13 protein-coding genes are annotated in these 23,679 nt (G+C 42.2%); 7 read left to right on the plus strand and 6 right to left on the minus strand.

Annotated elements, in window-relative coordinates; translation table 11 throughout:
- Positions 1-28: 28 nt before the first annotated feature.
- The 3 genes from ACEN9X_RS22195 (at position 29) to ACEN9X_RS22205 (ending at position 3,362) form a co-directional block, all read left to right on the plus strand.
- Positions 29-769 carry an ABC transporter ATP-binding protein gene (locus tag ACEN9X_RS22195; RefSeq protein ID WP_413667207.1) on the plus strand — a complete coding sequence of 247 codons (741 nt, stop codon included), beginning with the start codon at positions 29-31 and terminating at the stop codon, positions 767-769.
- A gap of 68 nt (positions 770-837) precedes the next feature.
- On the plus strand, positions 838-1,653 hold the full coding sequence (locus tag ACEN9X_RS22200) for a helix-turn-helix domain-containing protein (protein WP_413667208.1): 816 nt from the start codon (positions 838-840) through the stop codon (positions 1,651-1,653).
- A gap of 59 nt (positions 1,654-1,712) precedes the next feature.
- Complete coding sequence (locus ACEN9X_RS22205) at positions 1,713-3,362, plus strand: serine hydrolase domain-containing protein (protein WP_413667209.1); 1,650 nt, start codon at positions 1,713-1,715, stop codon at positions 3,360-3,362.
- A gap of 59 nt (positions 3,363-3,421) precedes the next feature.
- On the opposite strand, the gene ACEN9X_RS22210 is transcribed toward ACEN9X_RS22205, so the two are convergent.
- The 5 genes from ACEN9X_RS22210 to ACEN9X_RS22230 all read right to left on the minus strand — a co-directional run bounded on the left by ACEN9X_RS22210 (position 3,422) and on the right by ACEN9X_RS22230 (position 15,747).
- Complete coding sequence (locus tag ACEN9X_RS22210) at positions 3,422-5,035, minus strand: FG-GAP repeat domain-containing protein (protein WP_413667210.1); 1,614 nt, start codon at positions 5,033-5,035, stop codon at positions 3,422-3,424.
- A gap of 148 nt (positions 5,036-5,183) precedes the next feature.
- Entirely contained in the window at positions 5,184-6,872 is a 1,689-nt protein-coding gene (locus ACEN9X_RS22215; protein WP_413667211.1) for a RagB/SusD family nutrient uptake outer membrane protein, read from the minus strand.
- Between the two features lie 16 nt (positions 6,873-6,888).
- The gene (locus tag ACEN9X_RS22220) at positions 6,889-10,086 is read right to left on the minus strand and encodes a SusC/RagA family TonB-linked outer membrane protein (protein WP_413667212.1); all 3,198 of its coding nucleotides are present in this window, start codon (positions 10,084-10,086) and stop codon (positions 6,889-6,891) included.
- A 548-nt stretch (positions 10,087-10,634) separates the two neighbouring features.
- Positions 10,635-11,468, minus strand: coding sequence for a family 16 glycosylhydrolase (locus ACEN9X_RS22225; protein WP_413667213.1), 834 nt, complete (start codon positions 11,466-11,468; stop codon positions 10,635-10,637).
- 193 nt (positions 11,469-11,661) lie between these two features.
- On the minus strand, positions 11,662-15,747 hold the full coding sequence (locus ACEN9X_RS22230; protein WP_413667214.1) for a two-component regulator propeller domain-containing protein: 4,086 nt from the start codon (positions 15,745-15,747) through the stop codon (positions 11,662-11,664).
- Between the two features lie 356 nt (positions 15,748-16,103).
- On the opposite strand from ACEN9X_RS22230, the gene ACEN9X_RS22235 reads away from it, so the two are divergent.
- The 3 genes from ACEN9X_RS22235 to ACEN9X_RS22245 all read left to right on the plus strand — a co-directional run bounded on the left by ACEN9X_RS22235 (position 16,104) and on the right by ACEN9X_RS22245 (position 20,171).
- Entirely contained in the window at positions 16,104-16,961 is an 858-nt protein-coding gene (locus ACEN9X_RS22235; protein ID WP_413667215.1) for a DUF1080 domain-containing protein, read from the plus strand.
- A 47-nt stretch (positions 16,962-17,008) separates the two neighbouring features.
- On the plus strand, positions 17,009-19,678 hold the full coding sequence (locus ACEN9X_RS22240) for a hypothetical protein (protein WP_413667216.1): 2,670 nt from the start codon (positions 17,009-17,011) through the stop codon (positions 19,676-19,678).
- 124 nt (positions 19,679-19,802) lie between these two features.
- The gene (locus tag ACEN9X_RS22245) at positions 19,803-20,171 is read left to right on the plus strand and encodes a glyoxalase (protein WP_413667217.1); all 369 of its coding nucleotides are present in this window, start codon (positions 19,803-19,805) and stop codon (positions 20,169-20,171) included.
- Here the strand turns inward: ACEN9X_RS22245 and ACEN9X_RS22250 are convergent.
- Entirely contained in the window at positions 20,168-21,859 is a 1,692-nt protein-coding gene (locus ACEN9X_RS22250; RefSeq protein WP_413667218.1) for a hypothetical protein, read from the minus strand. The genes ACEN9X_RS22245 and ACEN9X_RS22250 overlap by 4 nt on opposite strands.
- A gap of 240 nt (positions 21,860-22,099) precedes the next feature.
- Here ACEN9X_RS22250 and ACEN9X_RS22255 point away from each other — a divergent pair, with 240 nt between their 5' ends.
- Positions 22,100-23,647: a DHA2 family efflux MFS transporter permease subunit gene (locus ACEN9X_RS22255; protein WP_413667219.1), complete on the plus strand. Its 1,548-nt coding sequence runs from the start codon at positions 22,100-22,102 to the stop codon at positions 23,645-23,647.
- Positions 23,648-23,679: the final 32 nt, after the last annotated feature.

Genomic DNA, 23,679 nt, shown 5'->3' on the forward strand with positions numbered 1-23,679 from the left:
CTTGTGCAGTCCAAATAAAAAATAATTCATGGAGCCAACAAATACTGCCAAACCGTTAATTACTATAAAAGATATTGGGCGTAAATACGTAATAGGTGCCGAGGTGATCCACGCGCTTAAATCTGTTTCGCTGTCCATTAACAAAGGCGAGTTTGTTGCTTTGATGGGCCCTTCTGGCTCGGGCAAGTCAACCCTTATGAATATTTTAGGCTGTTTGGATACCCCAACCAAAGGGCAATACATCCTTAACGGGATAGACGTAAGCCACATGACCGATAGCCAGCTTGCCGAAGTGCGTAATTCGGAGATCGGTTTCGTATTCCAAACTTTTAATCTGTTGCCTCGTAATACTGCCCTGGATAACGTGGCCTTACCGTTGATCTATGCTGGTGTTAACAAAGAAAAACGGATGGAACGTGCCGGCAATGCATTGAAGAACGTAGGTCTTGGCCATCGTATGGATCATAAGCCCAATGAACTTTCAGGCGGGCAAAGGCAGCGTGTTGCTGTAGCAAGGGCGCTGATCAATGATCCATCCATTATCCTGGCCGATGAGCCTACCGGTAACCTTGATACTAAAACTTCTATCGAGATCATGGGCCTTATTGAAGATATTCACGCCAAAGGCAATACCATTATCCTGGTAACGCACGAAGAAGATATTGCCTTGCACGCCCACCGCATAGTACGTATGCGCGATGGTTTGATAGAGAACGATTACGTTAACACCAACGTTCAAACTGTAGACCGCAGGGTAGAGGAGGTGTAAGCCCATCGCCCCCCTGAAGGGAGAGTTATAGCGTTTATTATTTGTTTAATGATGCAGTAATCTTCGCCGTGAAACAACTACAAACAGGCAGCTTTTACGGGCAAACCAATCAAATAACCCATTTACACGGTATCACCATAACCGATACCGAATATACTCTTGATAAGGTAGACTGGCATTACCATGAAAATGCCTACTTCACTTTTATACTGGCCGGTAATGTTATTGAGGGTAATAAAAAGGAAGTTTATCATTGCCCGGCAGGCAGTTTATTATTCCATAACTGGCATGACCCGCATTATAATATTAAACCCCAAGGTTTTACCCGGGGCTTTCATATCGAGTTACAAAAGCACTGGTTTGATGCGTTGGAGCTAAAACAGGATAAGCTGGAAGGCAGCTTTGCCGTTCATGCCCCGGACGTTAAATTTCTTTTATACCGTATCTTCAAAGAATCAAAGATCGGTGACGAGCTGACCGCAATAGCTGTAGAGTCGTTACTGCTGCAAACGCTTCATAAAATGCAGTTGAGTAATGAAGGTTTATTGCGACAGGTACCCGCATGGGTTAACAGACTAAAGGAACTACTGGTCGATGATCCGGCCCACAAGCATACGCTTGCCGAACTTTCGGAAGTGTTGCGGCTTCACCCGGTTCATTTATCCCGCGATTTTTCAAAATATTCCCATTGTACTATAGGCGAATATATACGCAAGCTCAGGGTTGAAAGGTCGTTTGCGTTGCTGGCAGATGATGAATTGTCGTTAACAGCTATAGCCTTTGCCTGTGGATTTGCCGATCAAAGCCATTTTTTGCGCTGTTTTAAACAATTTAGCGGAAGCAATCCATCGGCATACCGCAAGCTTTTATTGAGAGCATGTTAATCCTGTTCTATTTTATATATGTTGATTGAAGCAGATTTGTAATATCTAAACAAATAAAAATGAAACGTTATTTACTCATAATCATCATTATACTTATAACGACCTGTAAAATATTTGCGCAGGCAGGTAATATTATCGAACCTGAGCCTATTGCCTCGACTTTACAAAAAAACAACATGGGTAAAGTGGTTTTTGAGGCGGATACGATCCCGCTTGAAAAGCTGCAACAAACAGATTTGTTAACAGGCTACGAAGCTAAGCCTGCCAATAATTTATATATGCGGCTTTTGCTGGCCAATTCATTAACCAATTATCAGCATAGTTTACAGCCGTCAGCAAGTGTTGAGCAGTTGAACCAGGGGAATTTTCAGTTTACTTTTTATGTAGATGGCAAGCAGGTTTACCAGGAAAATCTGCACAAAGGAGCCAACCTGCCTCAGGTGAAAAATACAAAGACTTCCATTTTTGTGCCACTCATCAGTAACCGGGGTGAAGATTCATGGGGGCGTTTTTTATGGGGAAGGTTTATAAACCATGGCGGAGACGACGCACTTACAACAGGGAAACATCAACTTAAAATAGAAGTACGGCCGTATGTTGCCGTGCCCGATTTGAAAGTTGGTGAGTTGATAGCAAAAGGCGAAATAAGTTTTACTGTTCCGGCAATTGATCCAAAGGATGCTCAACTACAGCCCATAAAGCCTGGTAGTGGCTGGCCGTTATCAAATGAGGCTTTTGATAAAAAGAAGATCATGGAGATGAATGCCCTTATTGCCGGTAACAGGTTTAAGCAAATCACCAGCGTGGTGGTAATCAAGAATGGCAAGCTGCTCATTGAGGAATATTTTAATGGCAGTGCCCGTGATTCGCTGCATAATCCGCGCTCGGTGGGTAAAACATTTGCTTCGGCCATGATGGGTATTGCTATTCATGATGGATACATTAAAAGTGTTGATCAAACCTTAAAAGAGTTTTATGACCTTAAAAAGTTCAGTAATTACTCGCCTCAAAAAGATAATGTAACGCTGAAAAGCCTGCTTACCATGAGCTCGGTTTTTGATGCGGATGATAACAAAAGCGATTCACCGGGGAATGAGGAAAACATGTATCCTACAGATGATTGGGTAAAGTTTACGCTCGATCTTAAAACAGATAGCGGCAAAATTGCAGGCAAACAGTGGAATTATTTTACAGCAGGCGTAGTGGCATTAGGGGATATCCTAAATAAATCTGTACCGGACGGGTTAGATAAATACTCGGCCAATAAACTTTTTAAACCGTTGGGCATAAGTAATTACCGATGGCAATATACCCCGCAAAACGTACCTAATACGGCCGGGGGGCTGCAAATGCGCTCGCTTGATTATGCCAGGTTTGGTCAGCTATATAAAAATGGCGGTGTGTGGAATGGTAAGCAGGTATTGCCGCAAAGCTGGGTAAGAGAGTCATTTACCAAACACCTCAGCTTACCTAAAGATGTTGTGGGAGAGGGCTATTATGGTTACCTGTTTTGGAATAAAACCTATACAGTAAACAACAAAGCTTACGAAACCTATTATTGCTCGGGCAATGGCGGCAACAAGATCTTTGTTTTTACCGATCAGCCGCTGGTAGTTATCATAACTGCCGAGGCCTACAACACACCATACGCACACCCACAGGTTGATAAAATGATGCGCGATTATATTTTGCCGGCGGTTTTGAAATAGTAAATACGCATGTAATCTGTATCTAATTAAAAAAGAAGCCTGTATTTCTACAAACTTTTTTACTTCGATATGTTTTTCAAAACATAAAAAAGTGGCTCGCTGATATTGTATTTGAAAGGGCCGAAATCAAAAAAGGCATTTCCGATAAGCAGATCGGGTTTTTGATCTCCGTTTATATCACCGGCATCAAGGGTTACCGCGCGTTCAAATTTGGTATCGACAGGGAAAGCATAGGGCATAAAATTTAAGTTTCCGGTATTTTTTAGATATACGAAACCTTCTTCCGGTTGCCTCGCATCGGTGAAAAGACTAATGGTTGCGATATCAATATTGCCATCGGCATCAAAATCTTTGGCAATTGCTTTATAACACCCGTTTATGGGGTAAAAATATTGCTGTTTGTAGTTGCCTTTTCCGTCGTTCAAAAAAATGTAAACGCCATGGTAGGGTTTTAGCACCAGTGTGGCATTTCCGTTATCGCCGCAGGTATAAACAATGTCTTTATAACCGTCATGATTCATATCAACCATTTCAAAATAAGATGACCCGTAAATAGGAGGGAATCTTAAAATTTCCTTTGCTTCAAATTTACCACCTCCTTTATTTTCGAAATGAAAAATGCCTTCTTCCCCCTGTGCAAAAAGTACATACAAGCCGGGCAGTCTGTTGTCCTGGTAATCAATATATGCTTTTATAGCCCCAGGTAAAGTACTTATTACATGTTTGGTGAAAGTACCATTCCCAAGGTTTTCCATCCAGCAAAGTTCACCTGTTATACTTCCAAACTCACAAATAACATAGTCGATTTTGCCGTCGTTATTTAAGTCGGCTGCCAGTATTTGAACCGGGCGACCAAGTTTATCAAAAACAGGGCGGGCAGCTAATTGCATTTTACCTTCGGCGGTAATTGTCAGTTGCGTTATAGTTCCCAGTTTATCGCTGTTTGCGCCCAACTCGTTACCTATGGTACAAACCATGGTATTACCATGATCAAAAAGTATATCAACCACTGGTCCGGTTGTTGATACTGAATCGATAACGTTTAACTGGGCTGATAGCAGATAAAGCTTTTTCGTTTGCCCGTTGGCCACAAAGATGCGGGCTGGTTTAACGCTGTTGTCTATTTTTACATAGCAGCCCAGTACCTGTTTGCCCTCAAATGATTGCTTGGGCTTTTGGATGCTAAAAAAAGGGAGTCCGCGTTTAATGGCAAAAGGCCTGTTTTGTGCAGGTAAGGCAATGGGGGCCGTGTTCATGTAATAATCAATGATATCCTGCCATTGCTCCTCATTTAATACCGGCTTGCCGGGCACTATTAAATCGTCGCCCTTGATTGTTCCTACGTATGATTCGCCCCGGTGAGATTTGATGCCCATGCGTAACCCCATTTGCGGAAATACATTTTTCCACTTAAACCTGTTAAGCAGGGCCGGATCGGGCAGCATATGGCACGAGCGGCAGTATTGTTGTGATAAGACCTTCCCCCTGGCAATACTTTGCAATGTTGCAGTTGGATAGTCAGTACTTAGTTCATGGCCGGCATTATCCTGGTTATTTTCAGAGATATGCCATAGTGAGTAAACCACTAAAGTGCCTATAATCAAAACAATAAAACCAATAATTACAACTTTACGATTTTTTGCAGAGCAGTAGCTCTTGGGTTTATTACTCATGAATGTTTAAAAGGCGATTGTTAGATTAGTTGCAATGTAATCAGAATATATTGTACTCGGATTAACGACGAATGAAGAATATGAAATCCTCTTTAAATACATAACCCCGGGCAATGCCCAGGGTTATGTTAAATCCATGTATCAATTTTTAATAGCCTGGATTTTGGACCAGTTTTTTGTTTTTATCGATTTCGGTTTGCGGAATAGGCATCCAGTTTTGCCGCTCGAAGAAGGTGTTTGTGAAAATTTTAACCGGGGTATAAGTAAATCCAGAGCCGTTAGCTTCGATCTTCATACCATATTCCGGCGAGGTGAGCACGCCGTTTGGCCCTGTGGTTATCAGCCATCTTCGGATATCAAACCATCGCTTATCTTCAAAAGCCAGCTCAATACGGCGCTCACGATGAATGTATACCCGCATTTGATCTTTTGTTAGGCCCGGTGTTACAGCCGGTAATGCCGAGCGCGCCCTTACCTTATTAACGGCATCATAAACTGATGCATCCGGTCCTACGGCTTCATTTTGCGCTTCGGCATAACTCAATAATACCTCGGCATAACGGAAAATGATGTAATTGGCAAAACTTGGCGCCAGGTTGATACTGGTTTGCCCGGTGATACTTTCATCCAGTGTTTTACGGGCATTGTAACCGGTATTGGAAATATCGCTTGTGGAGCCAAGGTCAATCTGGTTACTGCCACCAATGCGCGATTTAAAAATATCGCCCTGCCATGGAGCCCCATCAAATAAAATAGACTGATAGAAACGCTGCTCGCGGTGTACATAAGGCGCCTGAGGATTGTATCCTGATGCGGCATCGGTAATAGGCAAACCATTATCCATGGAGTAATCATCGACAAGGCCTTGTGTAGGAGCAAGGTTGCCCCACGACTGCTGAACGCCGTTTACATAAACAGGCCCCAGGTAACCTTCGCGGTGACTGCCCTTAGCGGGGCCGGTAGCATAGCCGCGGGCAAAAATGGTTTCAACATTCCAGTTGTTTGCCGACAGGAACTGGTCGGCATAGGAGGTTGCAGAAGTATTGAACAAGCTGTAAGTGCCCATATCCATTACTGATTTATTGGTGGCGGCAGCCTTACTCCATTTTCCTGCATCACTGGCAGTGTTCACCAGCGGGCTGGCAGCAAAAAGTTCAACCCATCCTTTAAGGGTTAATGCTGCACCTTTCGTAGCTCTTCCGGTTTGTGCTGCTTTTGTGGGCAACACAGCAGCAGCGGCATCACAATCAGCTTCAATAAAGGCAACTGTTTCGTCAATTGTGGCACGGGCAGTAAAAATGTCGCTACCGTTGCGATTATCAAGTGGCACAGTTATAATAGGGACACCGCCATAACTTGTAAATAATATTGAATAAAAGTAAGCTCTCAGAAAAGTAACCTCTGCAACACGCTGTTTGTACCAGTCGTCGGTATACTTGGCTTTATTTAATGCTGCCTGCTGCAGAAATACATTACATTTACGTATTTTGGTATAATTGCCTTCCCAATCCCACATACCGGAAGGGCCGGTGGGTACGTTGCTTGGCCCGATGGAACCGCCCCTTACCGTTGCCTGTCCGTTTTCCCAGGCTGCCCCGCAAAAACTATTATCGGCATATTGATCTAAGGCCTGATATTCGTTATTGACGTCAGGCAGCTGATTATAGATGTCGTTTACAAAAAGGTCCGCGTTACTTTGGGAACTGAATGTAGCTACATCAGTTAAAAATGCTTTGTTAGGAACACTCAAAGAATCATCTTTTTTACATCCACCGATACTTACAACAAGCAAAGCAAGTAAAAAAAGCTCTCTGTATTTTTTAAAAATCTGTTTCATCGCTTTCTTATTTTAGTTAAAATGTGGCGTTTAAACCTAATGAAAATACACGCTGCTGGTAGTAATTGGTATTACTACCGCTGTTTTCAGGATCAATGATCTCTTTTACATGCGGTAGATAGTTAATTACATTTTGCCCGGCAACATAGATCCTGATTGACTGGATTTTGTTTTTCAACAGCTTGTTTGACAGTGTGTAGCCAAGCTCAAAGCTTTTTAAGCGGATATAAGAGTCATTTCTGACGAACCAGGACGAAGTTTGCGTGTTATTTGATGTTGGCGTGCCTGTAACCCTTGGATATAAGGCATTTGGGGTAGCGGGCGTCCAGTGATCGTCATATACCAGTTGGGAGGCCGAACCGGAAGCGTTGAAAGGGAAAGCAAAGTAGTTACTGATAACGATGTTGCTGTTACCCGACCCCTGGAACAAAACGTCGAGATCGAAGTTTTTAAATGTAAGTCTCGGCTCCAGACCGTAGATGATCTCCGGGGTATTTGGATGGCCTATTACGGTTTGGTCATTAGCATCGATCTTACCATCCGGTTTACCGTCCGGCCCGCTTAAATCAGCATATTGGATATCACCTGGCTTAACCGGCCCGAAAGAAGGAACCGGCAACCCGGTTTTGAGCGTTCCATCCGGGTTAAAATCTGTCGTTTTAAAATAACCTAAGGCCTGGTATCCGAATATGGTATTAAAAGGCCTGCCTGTTAGTCTTCTGTTAGGGTTGTTCGCTGTTGCACCGTTTTCGTAGGTCTGTAATAGCTTGTTCCTTGCAAAGGTAAAGGTACCTGTAACGTCTAACCTTAAATCTTTTGAAAAGCTATGTGAGCTTTGCAATGTAAGGTCGATGCCATGGTTGCTCATAATGCCACCGTTTACAAGCCCTACACCGAGGCCATATTCGCCAGGTAACGTATTTCCGATACTTACCAGCATATTCCCCCTTTTTTCATAAAAATAATCGGCTTCAATACTTAATAAGCCTTTCCATAAGGTGGCTTCAAATCCAATGTCTGTTTTAGTCGCTTTTTCCCAGCCGATATTTGGATTACCCTGTAGTGCCTCATTGATGCCCTGTGTTGCACTGCCATTCAAAACGGCAGAATTTGCGTAGGGATTATAAGGGTTAAGATACTGATAAGTTTGAATGGCCCCATTTATTCTTGGATAGGCACCCGATTTACCCCAGGAAGCCCTGAGTTTTAAATTGTCAATCCAGGTAATATTATCTTTGATGAATTTTTCTTCAGACAAGCGCCAGCCTGCAGAAAAAGCCGGGAAGAAACCATAACGGTGTCCGGGAGCAAATAAATAGCTACCATCATATCTGCCCGTTGCTTCAAACAGATATTTTTTATCGTACGAATAACCTACCCTGTAAACATAACCAATTTGCTTTTGGCCACTTGAACGGCCAAAGTTGGTTGCATCGGCTGCTGCCGGGCCGCCAAAATCCAATTCATCGATGTCAAGGTTGTAGTTATATTTAGTGGCCCCAAATGTTTGGTATTTTACCCGGCGGCTTTCAAACACGCCTAAGGCAGTAATATCGCTTTTACCAAAAGACCCTGAGTAAGATAACAATCCCTGGATAGTTAAAGTATGGTTCTGGCTGTAGTTTTCAGAAAATGTAGCCTTTGAATTACCCTGTATACCCTGCTTATAAGTGTAGGGAGTAGTAGTTACATCCACATTATAAAAAGGTATCGGGGTTGTGTAAATACGCTGGAACGAAGTTTGATTTCCTGTGAATAAGGGATCGGGCCCGTTGTCGTAGCTGAGCACACCTTTCAGGCTTAAACCTTTAATAGGAAGCTTTTGGTCAATGGTAAATTGGGATAGTACCGCTGTGTTTTCGTTGAACTGATAACCGCTGTGATAAATTTCGCCGATAAGCGATTGCCCGATATAGCCGGACCATAAGCCGTTGCTATAGTAAATGGGGGTGGTTGGGGCCTGGCGCTGCGCCTGCCCTATGATGGTTCCTGCACTTTGCGACGGGAAGTGCTGGTCTTCCACATAACTGTTAACCGATAAGGATACGGTAGTGGTTTTGGTAGCATTTGCTGTTAAATTTAACGAACCATTGTACTTGTTAAGATAGGTTGGATCCCACATACCGGCCTGGTGTGTGTACCCTAATGCAGCAAAATACTTAATATCATCGGTACCGCCGGATAGGGTAACATTATGATAGGTGATGGGACGGTTTCTTTGGATAATTTGTTGCAAAGGATGGCCATCCGGGTGCCCGTCAGGGTCTGAGTGATCTTTAAATTTTTGAATATCATCTGCTGTGTATGCCGGTGGCTGACCATCATTGGCATTGGCCTCGTTACGCAGCAAAGCATACTCATATGAGCCTACAAATGTTGGCACCTTAGTTGGATTCTGAATACCGTAGTAACCATTATAAGTTAACGTTGGTTTACCCGATTTACCTTTTTTGGTAGTCACCAGGATTACACCATTTGCACCGGCCACACCGTATGGAGCAACAGCGGCAGCATCTTTTAACACGGATACGTTTTCGATGGTATTGGGGTCAAGGCGGCTGAAATCACGTGGTACACCATCAACCACAAGCAGGGGGGAACTGCCGCCGTATGATCCGATACCCCTGATCAGAATATTAGAACCATCGTAACCCGGTTCGCCACTCCCTTGGGTAATGATTAAACCAGAGGCACGGCCAACCAAACTGTTGGTTAAGTTAACTACCGGTTTTTTTGCAATTTCGGTAGTTTGAATGGTGGATACGGCCGCGGTTGAAGATGTTTTCTTCTGCGTGCCATAACCTACAACGATAACTTCATTCAGGTTCTTTGCATTTACCTGCAGCCTGATGGTTAACGAGGTTTGTCCGTTAAGTGGAAACTCTGCCTGTTCATAGCCTATATAACTAACGATCAGTACCGCGTTAGGTTCGGCATTAAGGGTGAAGCTGCCGTTTACATCGGTAACAGCGCCCACACTGGTTCCTTTGATCTTTACAGATGCACCGATGATGGTTTCGCCGGTGGTTTTGTCAATTACTTTACCTTTAATTGGTACAGCAGCAGCATATCGGTTAAGTTTTATTCCGCTAAATGAGTTAAAGGCAGTTGCCGCATAGCTGCTCGTTTGCATAACTATCAGCAGGATCAGTGATAAAACTACTGATCCGGGTTTTCTTCTCAAAGATATTTTATCAGGTAAAAAATATTGCATAATTGGGAGTGATTAAAAATTAAAACTTGGCATTAGTTAATGCGTCTGGATCATGGTCCGTTTTTGTTTTTAGTTTTTCTGTTTTGCCATTATTTTTTGTTTAGGTTATTAAATGAGTTAATAGGTAGTAATTGTTAAAGTCACAGTTTAAATTCAGGGTGAAATTCAAGCAGCAATTTCAAAGAACAGTGGCAGCTTCCTGTTTTAAGCCGGCGTTAATAATTATAGCTGTGGTTTTTTAAACTCAAGAAGCTATATTATTTCACAGCGCCAGGACGCTAACTTTTAATAAATGAAAAATCTGTACAAATAGGCTGTTATAATATTTGCAAGGGTTATAACAAATAGCCTGCGTTAATTGGTTATCACAATTAAGCGCTATTTTTTTGGAAAAAAAGGGGGCAAAGCTGTAAAAAAAAGGGGATAAAATCCATGAAGTGATACTTGTTTAACATAAAATTGTCTTTAATGTATCATTTTCGCCTTGGAATAATGTATACATGACAGGTTTTAAGGGCAGTAAGCTAAACTTATTATTCTCCGGGATTTTATTTTTTTTGATATACCCGTACGTAATCAACTTCAAAACGTTTAGGGAATTTTGTTTCGGATGGATCACCGCCATTGTCGCCCCCGATGGCAAGATTAAGTAATATATAATGAGGCTGCATAAAAGGGTTAAATTGACTGCCATCCTGGTTAACCAAATCTTTCAGGTCCACGCGGTTAAGTAAAAGGTCATCCACATACAAACTAATTGAGGTTTGATCCCAATCCATGCGCCAGATATGGAATTTTTTGCTCCAATTGGCTTTAAAGGTGTTCAGCGGTTTGGCGTTGCTATACCATTTGGCTTTATAGGGTACCTCCGTGCCACAGGCAATGTTAGCCAAAAGCTTATTCCGGTAGTATTCCATGATGTCGATTTCTCCGTTAGATGGCCAGGGTTTTTCCATCCCCAGGGTCCAAAAGGCCGGCCACAGTCCGGCATCGGTAGTGATCCTGGCACGCATAACGAACCGGCCGTATTGAAAACTGTGCTTATTCCTGGTATTAATGCTCGATGATGTATAATCTATAAATTGCCGTTTCTGCTTCCAGTTGGTACTGTTGGGCACGTATTCCGGATTTGGCAGGTGCACCCGTTGTGCCTCAATGATCAGTTTACCACCGCGGCAAACTGCGTTTTGTTCCTGGTACCATTGACCTTCGTTATTACGTACAAACCCTGATTCAAATCCCCAATTATCCTGATTGGGGGGGCCATTGCTGTTAAATTCATCTGCCCAAACCAATTTATAGCCGACCACGGTATCCTGCTGGCATTTACCCGTAAATGGAACAAATATGAGCAGTGCAGCAGCGATTATTTTGGTGACCATAACGGAAAAATAATTATACGTTTAAATGTGGTATTTGATTTTGTACTCAAACAAAATAAGGCATATTTTAAAGCGCGATACAGGGGCAAAATCATAAATTTAAGGGGTTGAAATTTGGTTTAATCCATTTGATGCTTTTTTTAATGAACTACCGGGTTTTTTGCTGCCTAATCCGATATAACAAAACAGGTATTTAATTTACCGGAGGTTTTTCAAATTCATTTAAACGGTATGAAACCTGAAAATTAGCCCGGTGTTTTTTGATAAATTCGGAAGGGTTGACGCCAAATTGTTTATTGAATTGTTCCCTGAAATATTTTATATCGCTGATACCTACCTGTATTGCGGCCTCATTGATATTACAATTAGTTTGGATCAGGAGTTCGGCAGCTTTACGCAGGCGAACAAACCTGATAAAGTTATTAATTGATTGTCCCGTAGTACTTTTGATCCTTTTAAATAATGTTGGGTAACTGATACCTATTGCATCGGCCAGGGCATAAACATCAAAGTTATCGCTGTTGAAATTTTGCTCAATAACAGTAATACAGTTGTTGAGCAGGTCTTTATTTTCCCGCGAAATATTAATGGCGATGTTTTCTCTGGTAACTTCTTTATAAAAGTATTGCTGAAGTTTGGTTTTATTTCTCAGTACGCTTTTAACTCTGGCTGTAAGCACTTCTTTATCAAATGGTTTTCGCAAAAAGTCAATTGCGCCCTGTTCAAGGCTTTTTACCATGATATCGGGTGTGGTATCGCCGGTGAGCAAAATAACCGGGATGTGTTTTATGGCGGTATCTTCCATAATCATTTTACACAAATCCAACCCGTTTATCCCATCCATAACAATGTCGCTGATGACCAGGTCTGGGATGTACTTTTTAATCAGCTCAAGACCAATTGTGCCATCTTTTGCCTCGAGGACTATATAATCGGCAAAAAATATCTTTTTGATATATGCTCTTATCTGCTCATTATCATCAATAACAACAATGGTGTGCTTTTCCTGGCTAAAGAGTTCAAGTTTCTGCAATTCATTATGGGGTTCTACAAGGTCTTTGCTGTCATGATCTATAAGGTCATTCACAAAATTGTAATCAGGAGTTGCTACAACATTTATCTCATCTGGCGAAAAGTGTTTTATCCCTTTTAGCAGCTTTAGCGTAAAAGTGGTTCCGCCGTTTTTATTATTTATATAATTTATTGTACCCTTATGGCAATCAGTAAACATCTTAACCAGGTATAAACCAATACCGAACCCTTTTTTAAAGTAATTATTATCTTTTACCTGGTAAAATTTGTCAAACAGCTTATCGCCGGTTTCGGCGCTGATACCAATACCGTTGTCCGTTATTTTAAAGTAAGTGTGTGTGTCGTCTTCCTCTACCAAAACTTTGATGGTGCCATAATTTGGCGTAAACTTAATAGCGTTGGAGATCAGGTTAAATAATGAGATCTCAATTTTCTCTATATCGGCAAATACAGCAATATTGGGGCTTGATGTTTCAATTGTATAGTTCAGCTTTTTGATTTTAGCCTGGTGTACAAAGCATGAAAACACCTCCTCACAAACGCGCGCAAAATTTATCTCGCTTACGCTTAATTGTGCATTTTCGCTTTCGGTTTTCCGAAACAGCAACAGATGATCAACCAACCCCAATAAGCGGCGTGCATTTCGGTACACTATTTTAAGTTCATCCGAATGGCTTTTATGTTTATCCAGCAAATCTTTGATAGGGTTAATAATAAGCGTAAGAGGAGTTCTGAACTCATGCGAAACGTTGGTAAAAAAGGCGAGTTTCTTTTCATTCAGTTCCTTTTCCTTTTCAACTTTTAAGTTGGCCAGGTTAACTTCAAATTTAAGCTTGGTCTGTTTTTCGCGGTAAAGGAAATAAAGGTATATCAATCCCAAAAAGACAGTCAGGTATAATCCGTAGGCCCACCACGTTCTGTACCATGGCGGAAACACAACAACCCGGATACTTATCTGTTTCGGCATCCAGTTTCCTCTTGTATCGGTTGCTTTGATCCTGAGTGTATAACTACCTTCGTCTAAATGGGTATAATTGGCCGATAGGGTTTTACCCACGTAATTCCACCGGTGGTCCCAGCCTTCAAGATAGTATGCATAATTAATTTTATCAGGAAACGAATACTCAATGGCTGTGTAATGAACGGTGAGTGCAGCTTGCGAATAATTAAGTTTAATGGTTTTAAGATCGGCCACAGATTGATTTTTTAACAGTTCGCTTGAGCCATCGGCCTCTGAATTGTCAATTTTTAAGCCCGTAATACGAAGATCAGGGTGATGATCTGTAACCTCGATACTGTTGGGGTTAAAAATATTAAACCCATTGATGCCTCCAAATGCCATATTCCCCGATTGCATCCTGATAGCCGCATTATAATTAAACTGGAGGCTTTGTAAGCCGTCGGAAACGATATAGTTTGTAAAGCTGTTTTTTGCCGGAGAAAACCTGGTTAGGCCGTTATAAGTACTACACCATAAGTTTTGCTTATTGTCTATGAGGATATTCAGGATTGAATTACTCGGTAAGCCATCGGCTTTGGTATACCTTACATAACCCATATCTTTAATGTCAAATTTCAATAAACCGCCGCCTTCGGTTCCTATCCACAAATGATTTGAATTATCGTTGGCAATTGCTCTTATACCATAGCCAACATCAAAAAAACGATGCTTTTTCCTTACAGTATCAATTCTTATAAGCCGGGTATAATTACCTGCCCACAATGTCCTGTTCCTATCTTCAAATATGCAGTGTATGTTAACCAGCTTTTCATCAAATAGTTCAAACAGGTCTTTTTTATAATTATAAAGATATAACGGGCCGCCCCTTGTAGTACTCGCCCATAAATGACGGTGCGAATCTTCATAAAGTTTCCAAAAGTTTTTATCGGAGGTTTGGGTTGATGTATTGTAGCAACCGTAGTGCTTAAATTGCCCGGTGGCTTTATTAAATTTATCAATACCGCCGTTAAAGGAAGCTACCCATATTTTATTGTCGAATGTTTTCAGGATACTCACAATAAAATCAGAGCTCAGGCCTCCGCCGGTTGATGCATGGGTATAGCCCGTAAATACATTATTTTTAATATCCCAGTAAGAAAGCCCGCCACCATCGGTACCTATCCAAAGGTTATGCTTTTCATCTTCGCAAAAGGAAAGGATGAAGTTGTTGATCACACTGTTTTTGTTGAAAGGATCATTGTTATATAGCGCGAATGGCTTTTTGAAATAATCAACAACACTAACCCCTCCACGTAGGGTTGCAATCCATTTTCTTGATTCCCGGTCATGAAATACAGTAGTAACAGCTCCACTACGCAGAGAACCTTCTTTATTGCCGTTGGTAATGAAAGTTAGTTTGCCATTATCTGTATTTAAAATATTGATGCCTCCGCCGTCTGTGGCTATCCATATATTACCTTTTTCGTCGAGGGTTAGGTTGGATATATTGTCGCTTGTAAGTTTGTTGGCAATAGCATGGAACCTGTTGATAGTTTGTGTTTTACCGTTAAATATAAACAAACCGTTTTCGGTGCCAATCCAAACATTGCCCGCTTTATCTGTAAGCAGGCAACTGGCACTATTGAGCTGACTATTAATGATATTTATATGTTCAAATTTGGGATCATAAAAACCAAGCCCTTTGTTTTTTATAAACACCCAAACACCCGCACGGGTTGGGCATATTGCTTTTACACTATAATTGTATTGTTTAGCAATGCCCGCTTGCAGGTATAGCTTCCTTGTTTTATCATATCGCAATAATCCAAGTTCATCAGTTCCGATATATACATTGTTTTCTTTATCGGTTACAATAACATTGATATTTGAAGCTATCTTAAACCGGACCCCGCTGCTGTGTTCCTGAAAGTATTCCGGATAAAAATAGGAGTCCTGATAATTATAAAAAACAAGTCCCCTTTGGGTGCCTATTAATACTTTATTACCAAAACCGTTTAAGGCGCTGATGTGATTGTATGGGAGCGATTTATTGTTATTCCACTCATTCCTGTAGATCTTAAATTCATTACTATCGTAACGGTTTAAGCCGTCATAAGTGCCCATCCATATAAAGCCGTATTGGTCCTGGTACAGGGAGGTGACTGCATTATTTGATAATCCGTTTTCAATGCCAAGATACCGTACAGGCTGCCCGGAGGTGAAGCTAAAAGCATTTAGATAAATGAAAAGGAACAGGAAACTAAAGTATACTTTCGGATTTAAAACAGTATTTATCCTGCTATACATTATGAATTATTAGTTAATAATTGGTAGGTAAAAATATCAAAATCATCCGTAAAAGGATTGTGTTTTTTGCTCCGAACGATAATGTTACAGAGTAGGAGGAAGGCTAATGCAAAGTGGCGCTGTTGATAAGAGTAATGGTATGGGCTCATAGGCTAATTGTTTATATACTAACTGATAGTTAGCTGTCTTGTTTGGATTGGCAATTTATTTTACCCCCTTAAATTTAAGGCTTTACCCCCCTTTTTTCTGATTCAATTATTGCATTTTTGATTTAACAACCAATTGGGCCTGCATATCGACCTGTCTTTTTCTTTTTAGAACAGTAAACTTATAGTTACATATCAAAATAACCTGCTATGAAAAAACGTGGACTCTTTTTTTCGATACTGAATATTGTATTTTTATCGGGCCTGCCAATGTTACTGGCGCTTAAAAGCCCCGACCCGAAATTGAAAGTGAAATGGGAGCAGCTTTTTAACGGAAAGGATTTAAAGGACTGGACTGTTAAGATCAGGAAGCATCAGTTAAATGAAAATTTTGGCAACACTTTTAGGGTTGTTGATCATAAAATCCAGGTGAATTATGATCAGTATGAAAAATTTGATGAGCAGTTTGGTCATTTATTTTACAAAAAACCTTTTTCATATTACCTGATCGGTGTGGAATATCGTTTTACCGGCAACCAGGTAAAAGACGGGCCCGGATGGGCATACCGTAACAGCGGCGTTATGATCCATGGACAAGATCCTAAAACAATGGGGCTCGATCAGGATTTCCCCGTGTCAATTGAGGTACAATTGCTGGGAGGAAACGGTAAAGACAAGAGACCGACAGCTAATGTGTGTACCCCGGGGACGCAATATGTGCTTGATAACTCGGTTGTTAAAAGTCATTGCCTTGACTCAAAATCGGCAACCTTTCATGGTGATCAATGGGTTAGGGTAGAGGCTTTAGTGCTGGGCGATTCGCTGGTGGTACATTACGTAAACGGAGAAGAGGTGCTGCGCTATCAGCGCCCTCAATTGGATCCGGTTGGCGGAGCAGAAGAGGGTGCGCTGCTAAAGAGCGGAACAATTTCTTTACAAAGCGAAAGCCATCCCGTTGAGTTTAGAAAGGTAGAAATTGTTAACCTTGAAAAATATGCGCATGATCCTAAGCAATTAGCCGCGGTAATACAGCAACTAACAGCCGAAAAGCGGATCCCTAAACAATGAAAATATCCCAAGCAATTTTAAATTTGACCTATAACCAATAAACAACAATGTTAAAGTTTTCCCTATCCCTGTTTCTCTGTATCTCCTTTTTATTAACGTTCAAATATTTTGCAAACATCCGCGATAATGGACCAAAGTTCAGTGTTTTAGCTTCAGCTCAAAGGCAAGATTTAAATCATTCTAAGAGCGACTCGCTTCATTGGCCTGCCGGTTTTACAATTACCAGGTTTGCAGGGCCTGATCTTACACCAAGTCCGGCTTGTTTGGCCGTGGCTGCTACTGGCGAGGTATTTGTTGGGGTTGATATGATTGGCTCATTGGGTAAAGACCCGGGGAAAGGTCGGATAATTAAACTTATAGACAGCGATAACGATGGTAAGCTGGATAAGCATACAGATTTTGCCGATGTTGACGATCCGCGGGGCATCCTCATCATGGGCGACCAGGTCTTTGTGCTTCATACCGTTTTTTCAAAAGAAACCGGTAAAGCAAATGGCATGATCCTCGAAGTTTTTGAAGATAAAGATCATGACGGCATAGCCGATGGGCCGCCAAAACCACTTATTGAACATTTAAGTAATGCACACATGCTTGCCGAACGCGGTACAGATCACGCAACCAATGGTATCCGCATGGGCATTGACGGATGGATCTATATAGCTGTAGGCGATTTTGGTTTTCATGATGCAACAGATCGCGATGGTAAAAAACTGACCATGCTTGGCGGCGGTATTATAAGGGTGAGGCCAAACGGCAAAGAAATGGAGGTTTATACACACGGCACACGCAATATTTATGATGTTGCCATTGATCCGTATATGAACGTATTTACCCGCGATAATACTAATGATGGAGGCGGCTGGAACATCCGTTTTTCGCATCATATCCAATCGGGCGAATATGGTTACCCCTTGCTTTTTCAGCATTTTACCGACGAGATTTTGCCTGCATTGGTTGATTTAGGAGGTGGTTCGGGCACTGGTTCGCTGTTTATGGATGAACCTACCTGGCCGGCGCAATATAACCATGTACCCATGACGGCCGATTGGGGCCGGAGCGAGCTTTATATAAACCGTGTAAAACCGGATGGCGCCAGTTTTACACAGGCAGAAGAGCCATTTATTGAATTGCCACAGATCACTGACCTTGACGTGGATGGATCAGGAAGGCTCTACCTTTCGGCCTGGGATGGCGCCGGGTACTCAGGCAGTGCATCAAAGGGATATGTTATCAGGGCGATACCGAACGGATGGACATATAAAGCTTTTCCTGATGTTAAGGCGATGTCGGTAGCTGATTTAGCCGGTATGTTAAAATCAGAAAGTGCCGTTGCAAGATTAAATGCTTCACAGGAGCTTATTGCAAGACCGGCAGAGGAAAGTGCCAGGGCTGCTTTGGCAATAGCGTCAGACAAGGGAGCGCCATTATACGCAAGGGTAGCAGGCGTTTTTACCTATGCTCAAATTGCGCGGGAAGGTGGGATAGCTAATCTTGTACAACTTGCTCTGGATGATGCATTGAGGGAATTTGCGTTGCGTGAGTTAACCGATAGGAAAGATGGTATCGCACAGGTACCGATAGCTCCTTTTTTAAGTGGTTTAAAAGATCCGTCGCCGCGCGTGCAGGCTGCTGCAATTATAGGCCTGGGACGCCTTGGACGTTTAGAGGCGGCTTCCGAATTGCTGAAAACCAAAGTGCCTGCAAGCTTTGTAGCGCCCGCTAAAAATACAGAGGGCCCGCATGCCACTCCCAATTCGGCCATAATATTGCCTCACCTGGCTGTCAGGGCGCTTGTAAGTATGAATGCGGTTGATGCATGTGTTAGTGCAATCGGTACAACCAATTCAACATTGGCATTGTGGGCATTACGTTATATGTACGATACTAAAGCAGTAAATGGTTTAATTGCTGCTTATCCAAAAGTTAAAGATCTAAAAACAAAGAAACAGATATTGATAACACTTGCCCGCCTTTACAAGCAGGAAGCACCTTACGATGCATCATGGTGGTGGGGAACCCGGCCAGATTCACATGGCCCTATTTACAAAGGGATCACCTGGGATGCTTCACCGCGTATCGAAAAGTTTCTGACACTGGAGCGGAGCAAAGCCGGCGCTACAGGTAAACAGTTTTTTGCTGATCTGAACGAGCGCCATCAAATGGGTATTACAGCATTTGGAGGAGAAGAAAAAAATACCGCGCCAAAAGAAGCTAAAGTGGATTTGGCAAAGATCCTGAATAAAAAAGGACAGATCGGTAATACATCAATCGAGGATGTGATGTTGATGTTGGCCAAAGTTAAAGGAGATCCCAAAATAGGGAGAGCGCTCTTTACACGACAAGGTTGTGTTGCCTGCCATAGCCTCACCCGTGGCGAAAAGTTAAAAGGTCCGTTCATGGGGCAGATCGGCTCGATCATGAACCGTCAGCAGATCGCCGAATCCATTTTAAAACCGAGCGCTTCTATTTCGCAAGGATTTGCCACTGTGATGATAACAGCTAAAGGCAACAAAAACTATATGGGATTTATTACAGACGAGTCGGCCCAGAAAATAGTGATGAGAAACATCACCGGGGACGTATTTACCATTAAATCAAGCGATGTGCTTACCCGTAAGGAATTAAAAACGTCTATGATGCCTGTAGGCCTTGCCAATGCATTATCATTTGATGAGTTTGCTTCACTGGTTACTTTTTTATCTCAGCAAAAAAATTGATCCGGGAGGCTAAGGTGAAGTGATTGTTTGAGAATCAGTGGCCATAAAGTATATTAGTATTTAATTAACCGGTAACCTGCCTTCCGTTTAGGCAGGTTACTGGTTTGAATTTAAAATCAGTAGTATGCAACACAAAGCTGTATCGCTCAGGCCGTTCATTGGTGCCAGGGATTTTGAAACCTCACGCAGTTTTTATCGCGAATTGGGTTTTGAAGAAGTTCTATTAGATGCTAACATGTCGGTGTTTAAGACCGGGCAGCTGGCATTTTATCTTCAAAACGCCTATGTTAAAGATTGGGTAGATAATACGATGCTGTTTCTGGAAGTTGATGACGTTGCCAGTTACTGGAACGAATTGCTGGCTTTAGATCTACCTTCAAAATATGCCGGTGTAAAATTAACCCCCATCCGTGTAGAACAATGGGGGAGGGAATGTTTTTTGCATGACCCGTCCGGGATCCTTTGGCATTTTGGCGAATTTTCTAAGCCTTAATTCTTTTTGGTTGATGAAAGGTCAAAAGCAATTGTATTAGCCTGCGGTTTTAGTCGAAATAGTATTCCGTTCCCCGGTTCGGAGAATATCCCTTTGGTGGCTTTGAAAACGTACGGAGTTCCTTCAAAACTGCAGTTAACTTGTTTATCTCTAATAGTTTCAAAAGGCAGTTTCGCTCCGGAGGCTGTGGTCATATCAAAATACCAGTTATCAACTTGCGTGCTTACCAGTTTTATTGATAGCTGTTTTTCATTCAGGTCGATTTCAAAAGTACCTTTAAACGATGTGAGTGGCCACGATATGTGAAGACTTTCCGCTGTTGGATGGGTATAAACCGGATCTTTACCTGTTAAAGGAATTTCTTTGCCGTTAACTAATGCGTTAAGCCTTAATCCAGCTATCTGACTGGGCTTGCTCCAGATATAGCCGTCTATCACCGGTAGGGTGAAAAATGTGCATTCGTTTGAGGTTGCTACCTGTTTGGTATAAACTGACGGGAAATTTTCATCAAAAAGGTGAAGGTCGCGGATGCGGAGATTACCTTTTTTCCATATCAGGTTAACCCTATAAAAGCGACTGTTAAACCATACGGTTTTCAAATCACTTTCGCCAAGGTCATGACTTACGGCGAATGATGTTGCCGGAGTAACTTTGTATTGTTTTTTAAACCAACGGCCCGAAGTTTCCATGGTTTCTACCCTGATCTTGTGCTCATCTCTTAACCGGGCTATCAATGGCATCTGGATTTCGAAGCCCTTAGCCATGGCATCCCAGGTAAAAGAATTTTCCTGGCCAGCCTGGGTATAATTGAAGCCAAGTGCTTTATCTTCTGTAAACGATTTAAAGAACCAGTTTACCCAGTCGGCATCGCCGCCTCCAAATTTGTAAACAGGCTCTAAGGTCACCACACCCTGGCGTGTTGTGCCAAGGCCATTATCGTACTGCCTTATCGGATCGCTGCCGAGCATCCTGAAAATAGGTACCGGAATTTGGTTGGCTGCATTTTGGGCGGGCATGTATGAGTTGATCTTGCTGGGATAGTAAGCCTGGTTCCAGTAACCACCCCATAAAGTATAGCCGTCTGTACCATACTGATCCTTACAATTGGCCGATGCTACAATATGATATTTTTGATACATATACTCAAGGCTGTAGCTGTCAATAAACCATGACGCAACCGATTTGGGGTAATAACCGAATACTTTTTTAAAGTCGGTCATGTAAACATCTATCAACTTTTCGCGCTCTTTAGGTGTATAACCGGTAGAGAAGCCGATGTTTGCGCGCCAATCCCACGGATAACGGCCCCGCCATTTGAGGCCGGCTTTTTCAACCTGGGGTTGGGGAATTTCCCACCATGCGCCAATTTCGAATGAGTTACGGGGCAAAGCTTTCAGCAACTTTTGATATCGCGGATCGATCAGTGCATCGTACTGCAACAGAAAAGTACCGCCAAGCTTATACTTCTTCATAATCTCCACCTGTTTCACCACAGTTTGGTATAACACATCCTCTGTAATAGCCGAATCCCGCGGTTCAAGCAAGCGGATGAAATTAACGATGTTGACGATCCGCGGCGTTGACGGTTCTTTAACTGAAAAAGTTTGACTATAGGAGGAGAGGTAACATAAACATATGCAACAAATGCTGGTAATAATGAAGCGGAAATTACTGCGTAGGTTTTTCATGGAGATGGATAGCGTAAATGGGTTTAAACGGGGGGAATTACCCTGCTTTGATATAAAGCTTATACAGGTAACTAAGCTATTTATAACAATAAAATCAACTGTCCTCATCTGTCTTTAATTTTTATTAAAAGCAACCATGTCACTTCATCGTAATAATTCATACATTTATTTAAAACAAATGTTTTAATCAAACGATTGATTAATTTTGTGCCATTATTTAAGACATAAAACTTTTATCAAATGGCCGAGTCAGGATTTAAAAAGTGGATAATTACCATCACGGTAATTATAGCTTCATTGTTAGAATTAATAGATACAACCATAGTTAACGTTTCCATTCCTCAAATTCAAGGTAACCTGGGGGCTACGATAACCGATGCTGCCTGGGTTGTAACAGGATATAGTGTAGCAAACGTTATCATTTTGCCCATGTCGGGCTGGCTGAGTAGTTTTTTTGGGCGTAAAAACTACTTTTTAACTTCAATTATTGTATTTACCATAGCTTCGTTTTTATGCGGAAACGCCAGCAGCCTGACCGAACTTGTTGGCTTCAGGATTTTGCAGGGCTTAGCAGGTGGGGGACTACTTTCAACATCACAAGCCATCCTGATTGAAACATGGCCGGCGGAGCAGTTGGGTACAGCTACCGCATTGTTTGGGTTAGGTGCAGTTGTGGGCCCAACCATAGGGCCTACCATTGGCGGTTACATAACAGACCATGCCGCATGGCGCTGGATTTTTTACGTGAATATACCGGTAGGCATCCTGGCTTCGATCTTTACGGTGATGTATGTAAGAGTAACGTCTCGTGATGGGCGGGATAAACCTATTGACTGGTGGGGCATTGTTTTACTGGCCATTACGGTAGGCAGTTTGCAAACCATATTGGAGAAAGGGGAGGATGAAGATTGGTTTGCCACTACATACATTATAGTGCTTACCTGTACAGCGGTTATTGGTTTGCTGCTTTTTTTATGGCGCGAGTTAAGTACCGACCATCCTATTGTTAATTTCAAGATCATGCGTCATCGCAGCTTTTCGGCCGGGATGGTTACTTCCTTTATACTTGGTGTTGGCTTGTACGGGTCTCAGTTTGTTTTCCCGGTTTTTTGTCAAAACCTGCTGGGTTTTTCGGCACAGCAAACCGGCGAGATTTTGCTGCCGGGTGGTTTATTCACCATTATGATGATGCCTTTTGTGGGGATTATGCTTAACAAAGGCCTGCCTGCACAATTTATGGCTGTAGGTGGCATGATATTGTTCTTCGTTTTCTCCTGGTTTATGAGTGGCTCAACACTGGCATCAGGTACCGGTGATTTCTTTTGGCCTTTAGCTATCAGAGGGATCGGTTTGTCGCTGCTTTTTGTACCGCTCACTACCATTGCCATCGGCGGCTTAAAAGGTGCCGAAATAGGGCAGGGCACCGGTCTAAACAATATGATGCGGCAGTTGGGCGGCTCGTTTGGGATAGCCGGTTTAAATACGCTGATCCATATCCGTGTGGCAACGCATCGTAATAACCTGTTAGACCATATCAATCCATATAACACTTATTTTACCGATAGATATAATGCGCTACTGCACGGGTTTATGGCTAAGGGGAAATCATTTTTTGATGCTTCAAAAATGGCGTACGCTGCTATTGACGGTACTATAAACAAGCAAAGTACACTGCTAAGCTATAATGACGCTTATATTGTGGTTGGCTGGGTAATGCTGGCTGCCATTCCGCTGATATTTTTAGCGCCGATTGTAAAAGGTCAAAAGGCCGTGGCAGATACACATTAATCAGTCCTGGATGATATATGTTTTTGAATGAC

The organism is Mucilaginibacter sp. Mucisp86, from assembly GCF_047324315.1.
GTDB lineage: Bacteria > Bacteroidota > Bacteroidia > Sphingobacteriales > Sphingobacteriaceae > Mucilaginibacter.

Coding starts and splice junctions, on each gene's coding strand:
- ACEN9X_RS22195 (WP_413667207.1), top strand. CDS start 29: ATGGAGCCAACAAATACTGCCAAACCGTTAATTACTATAAAAGATATT.
- ACEN9X_RS22205 (WP_413667209.1), top strand. CDS start 1,713: ATGAAACGTTATTTACTCATAATCATCATTATACTTATAACGACCTGT.
- ACEN9X_RS22210 (WP_413667210.1), bottom strand. CDS start 5,035: ATGAGTAATAAACCCAAGAGCTACTGCTCTGCAAAAAATCGTAAAGTT.
- ACEN9X_RS22215 (WP_413667211.1), bottom strand. CDS start 6,872: ATGAAACAGATTTTTAAAAAATACAGAGAGCTTTTTTTACTTGCTTTG.
- ACEN9X_RS22220 (WP_413667212.1), bottom strand. CDS start 10,086: ATGCAATATTTTTTACCTGATAAAATATCTTTGAGAAGAAAACCCGGA.
- ACEN9X_RS22225 (WP_413667213.1), bottom strand. CDS start 11,468: ATGGTCACCAAAATAATCGCTGCTGCACTGCTCATATTTGTTCCATTT.
- ACEN9X_RS22230 (WP_413667214.1), bottom strand. CDS start 15,747: ATGTATAGCAGGATAAATACTGTTTTAAATCCGAAAGTATACTTTAGT.
- ACEN9X_RS22235 (WP_413667215.1), top strand. CDS start 16,104: ATGAAAAAACGTGGACTCTTTTTTTCGATACTGAATATTGTATTTTTA.
- ACEN9X_RS22240 (WP_413667216.1), top strand. CDS start 17,009: ATGTTAAAGTTTTCCCTATCCCTGTTTCTCTGTATCTCCTTTTTATTA.
- ACEN9X_RS22245 (WP_413667217.1), top strand. CDS start 19,803: ATGCAACACAAAGCTGTATCGCTCAGGCCGTTCATTGGTGCCAGGGAT.
- ACEN9X_RS22250 (WP_413667218.1), bottom strand. CDS start 21,859: ATGAAAAACCTACGCAGTAATTTCCGCTTCATTATTACCAGCATTTGT.
- ACEN9X_RS22255 (WP_413667219.1), top strand. CDS start 22,100: ATGGCCGAGTCAGGATTTAAAAAGTGGATAATTACCATCACGGTAATT.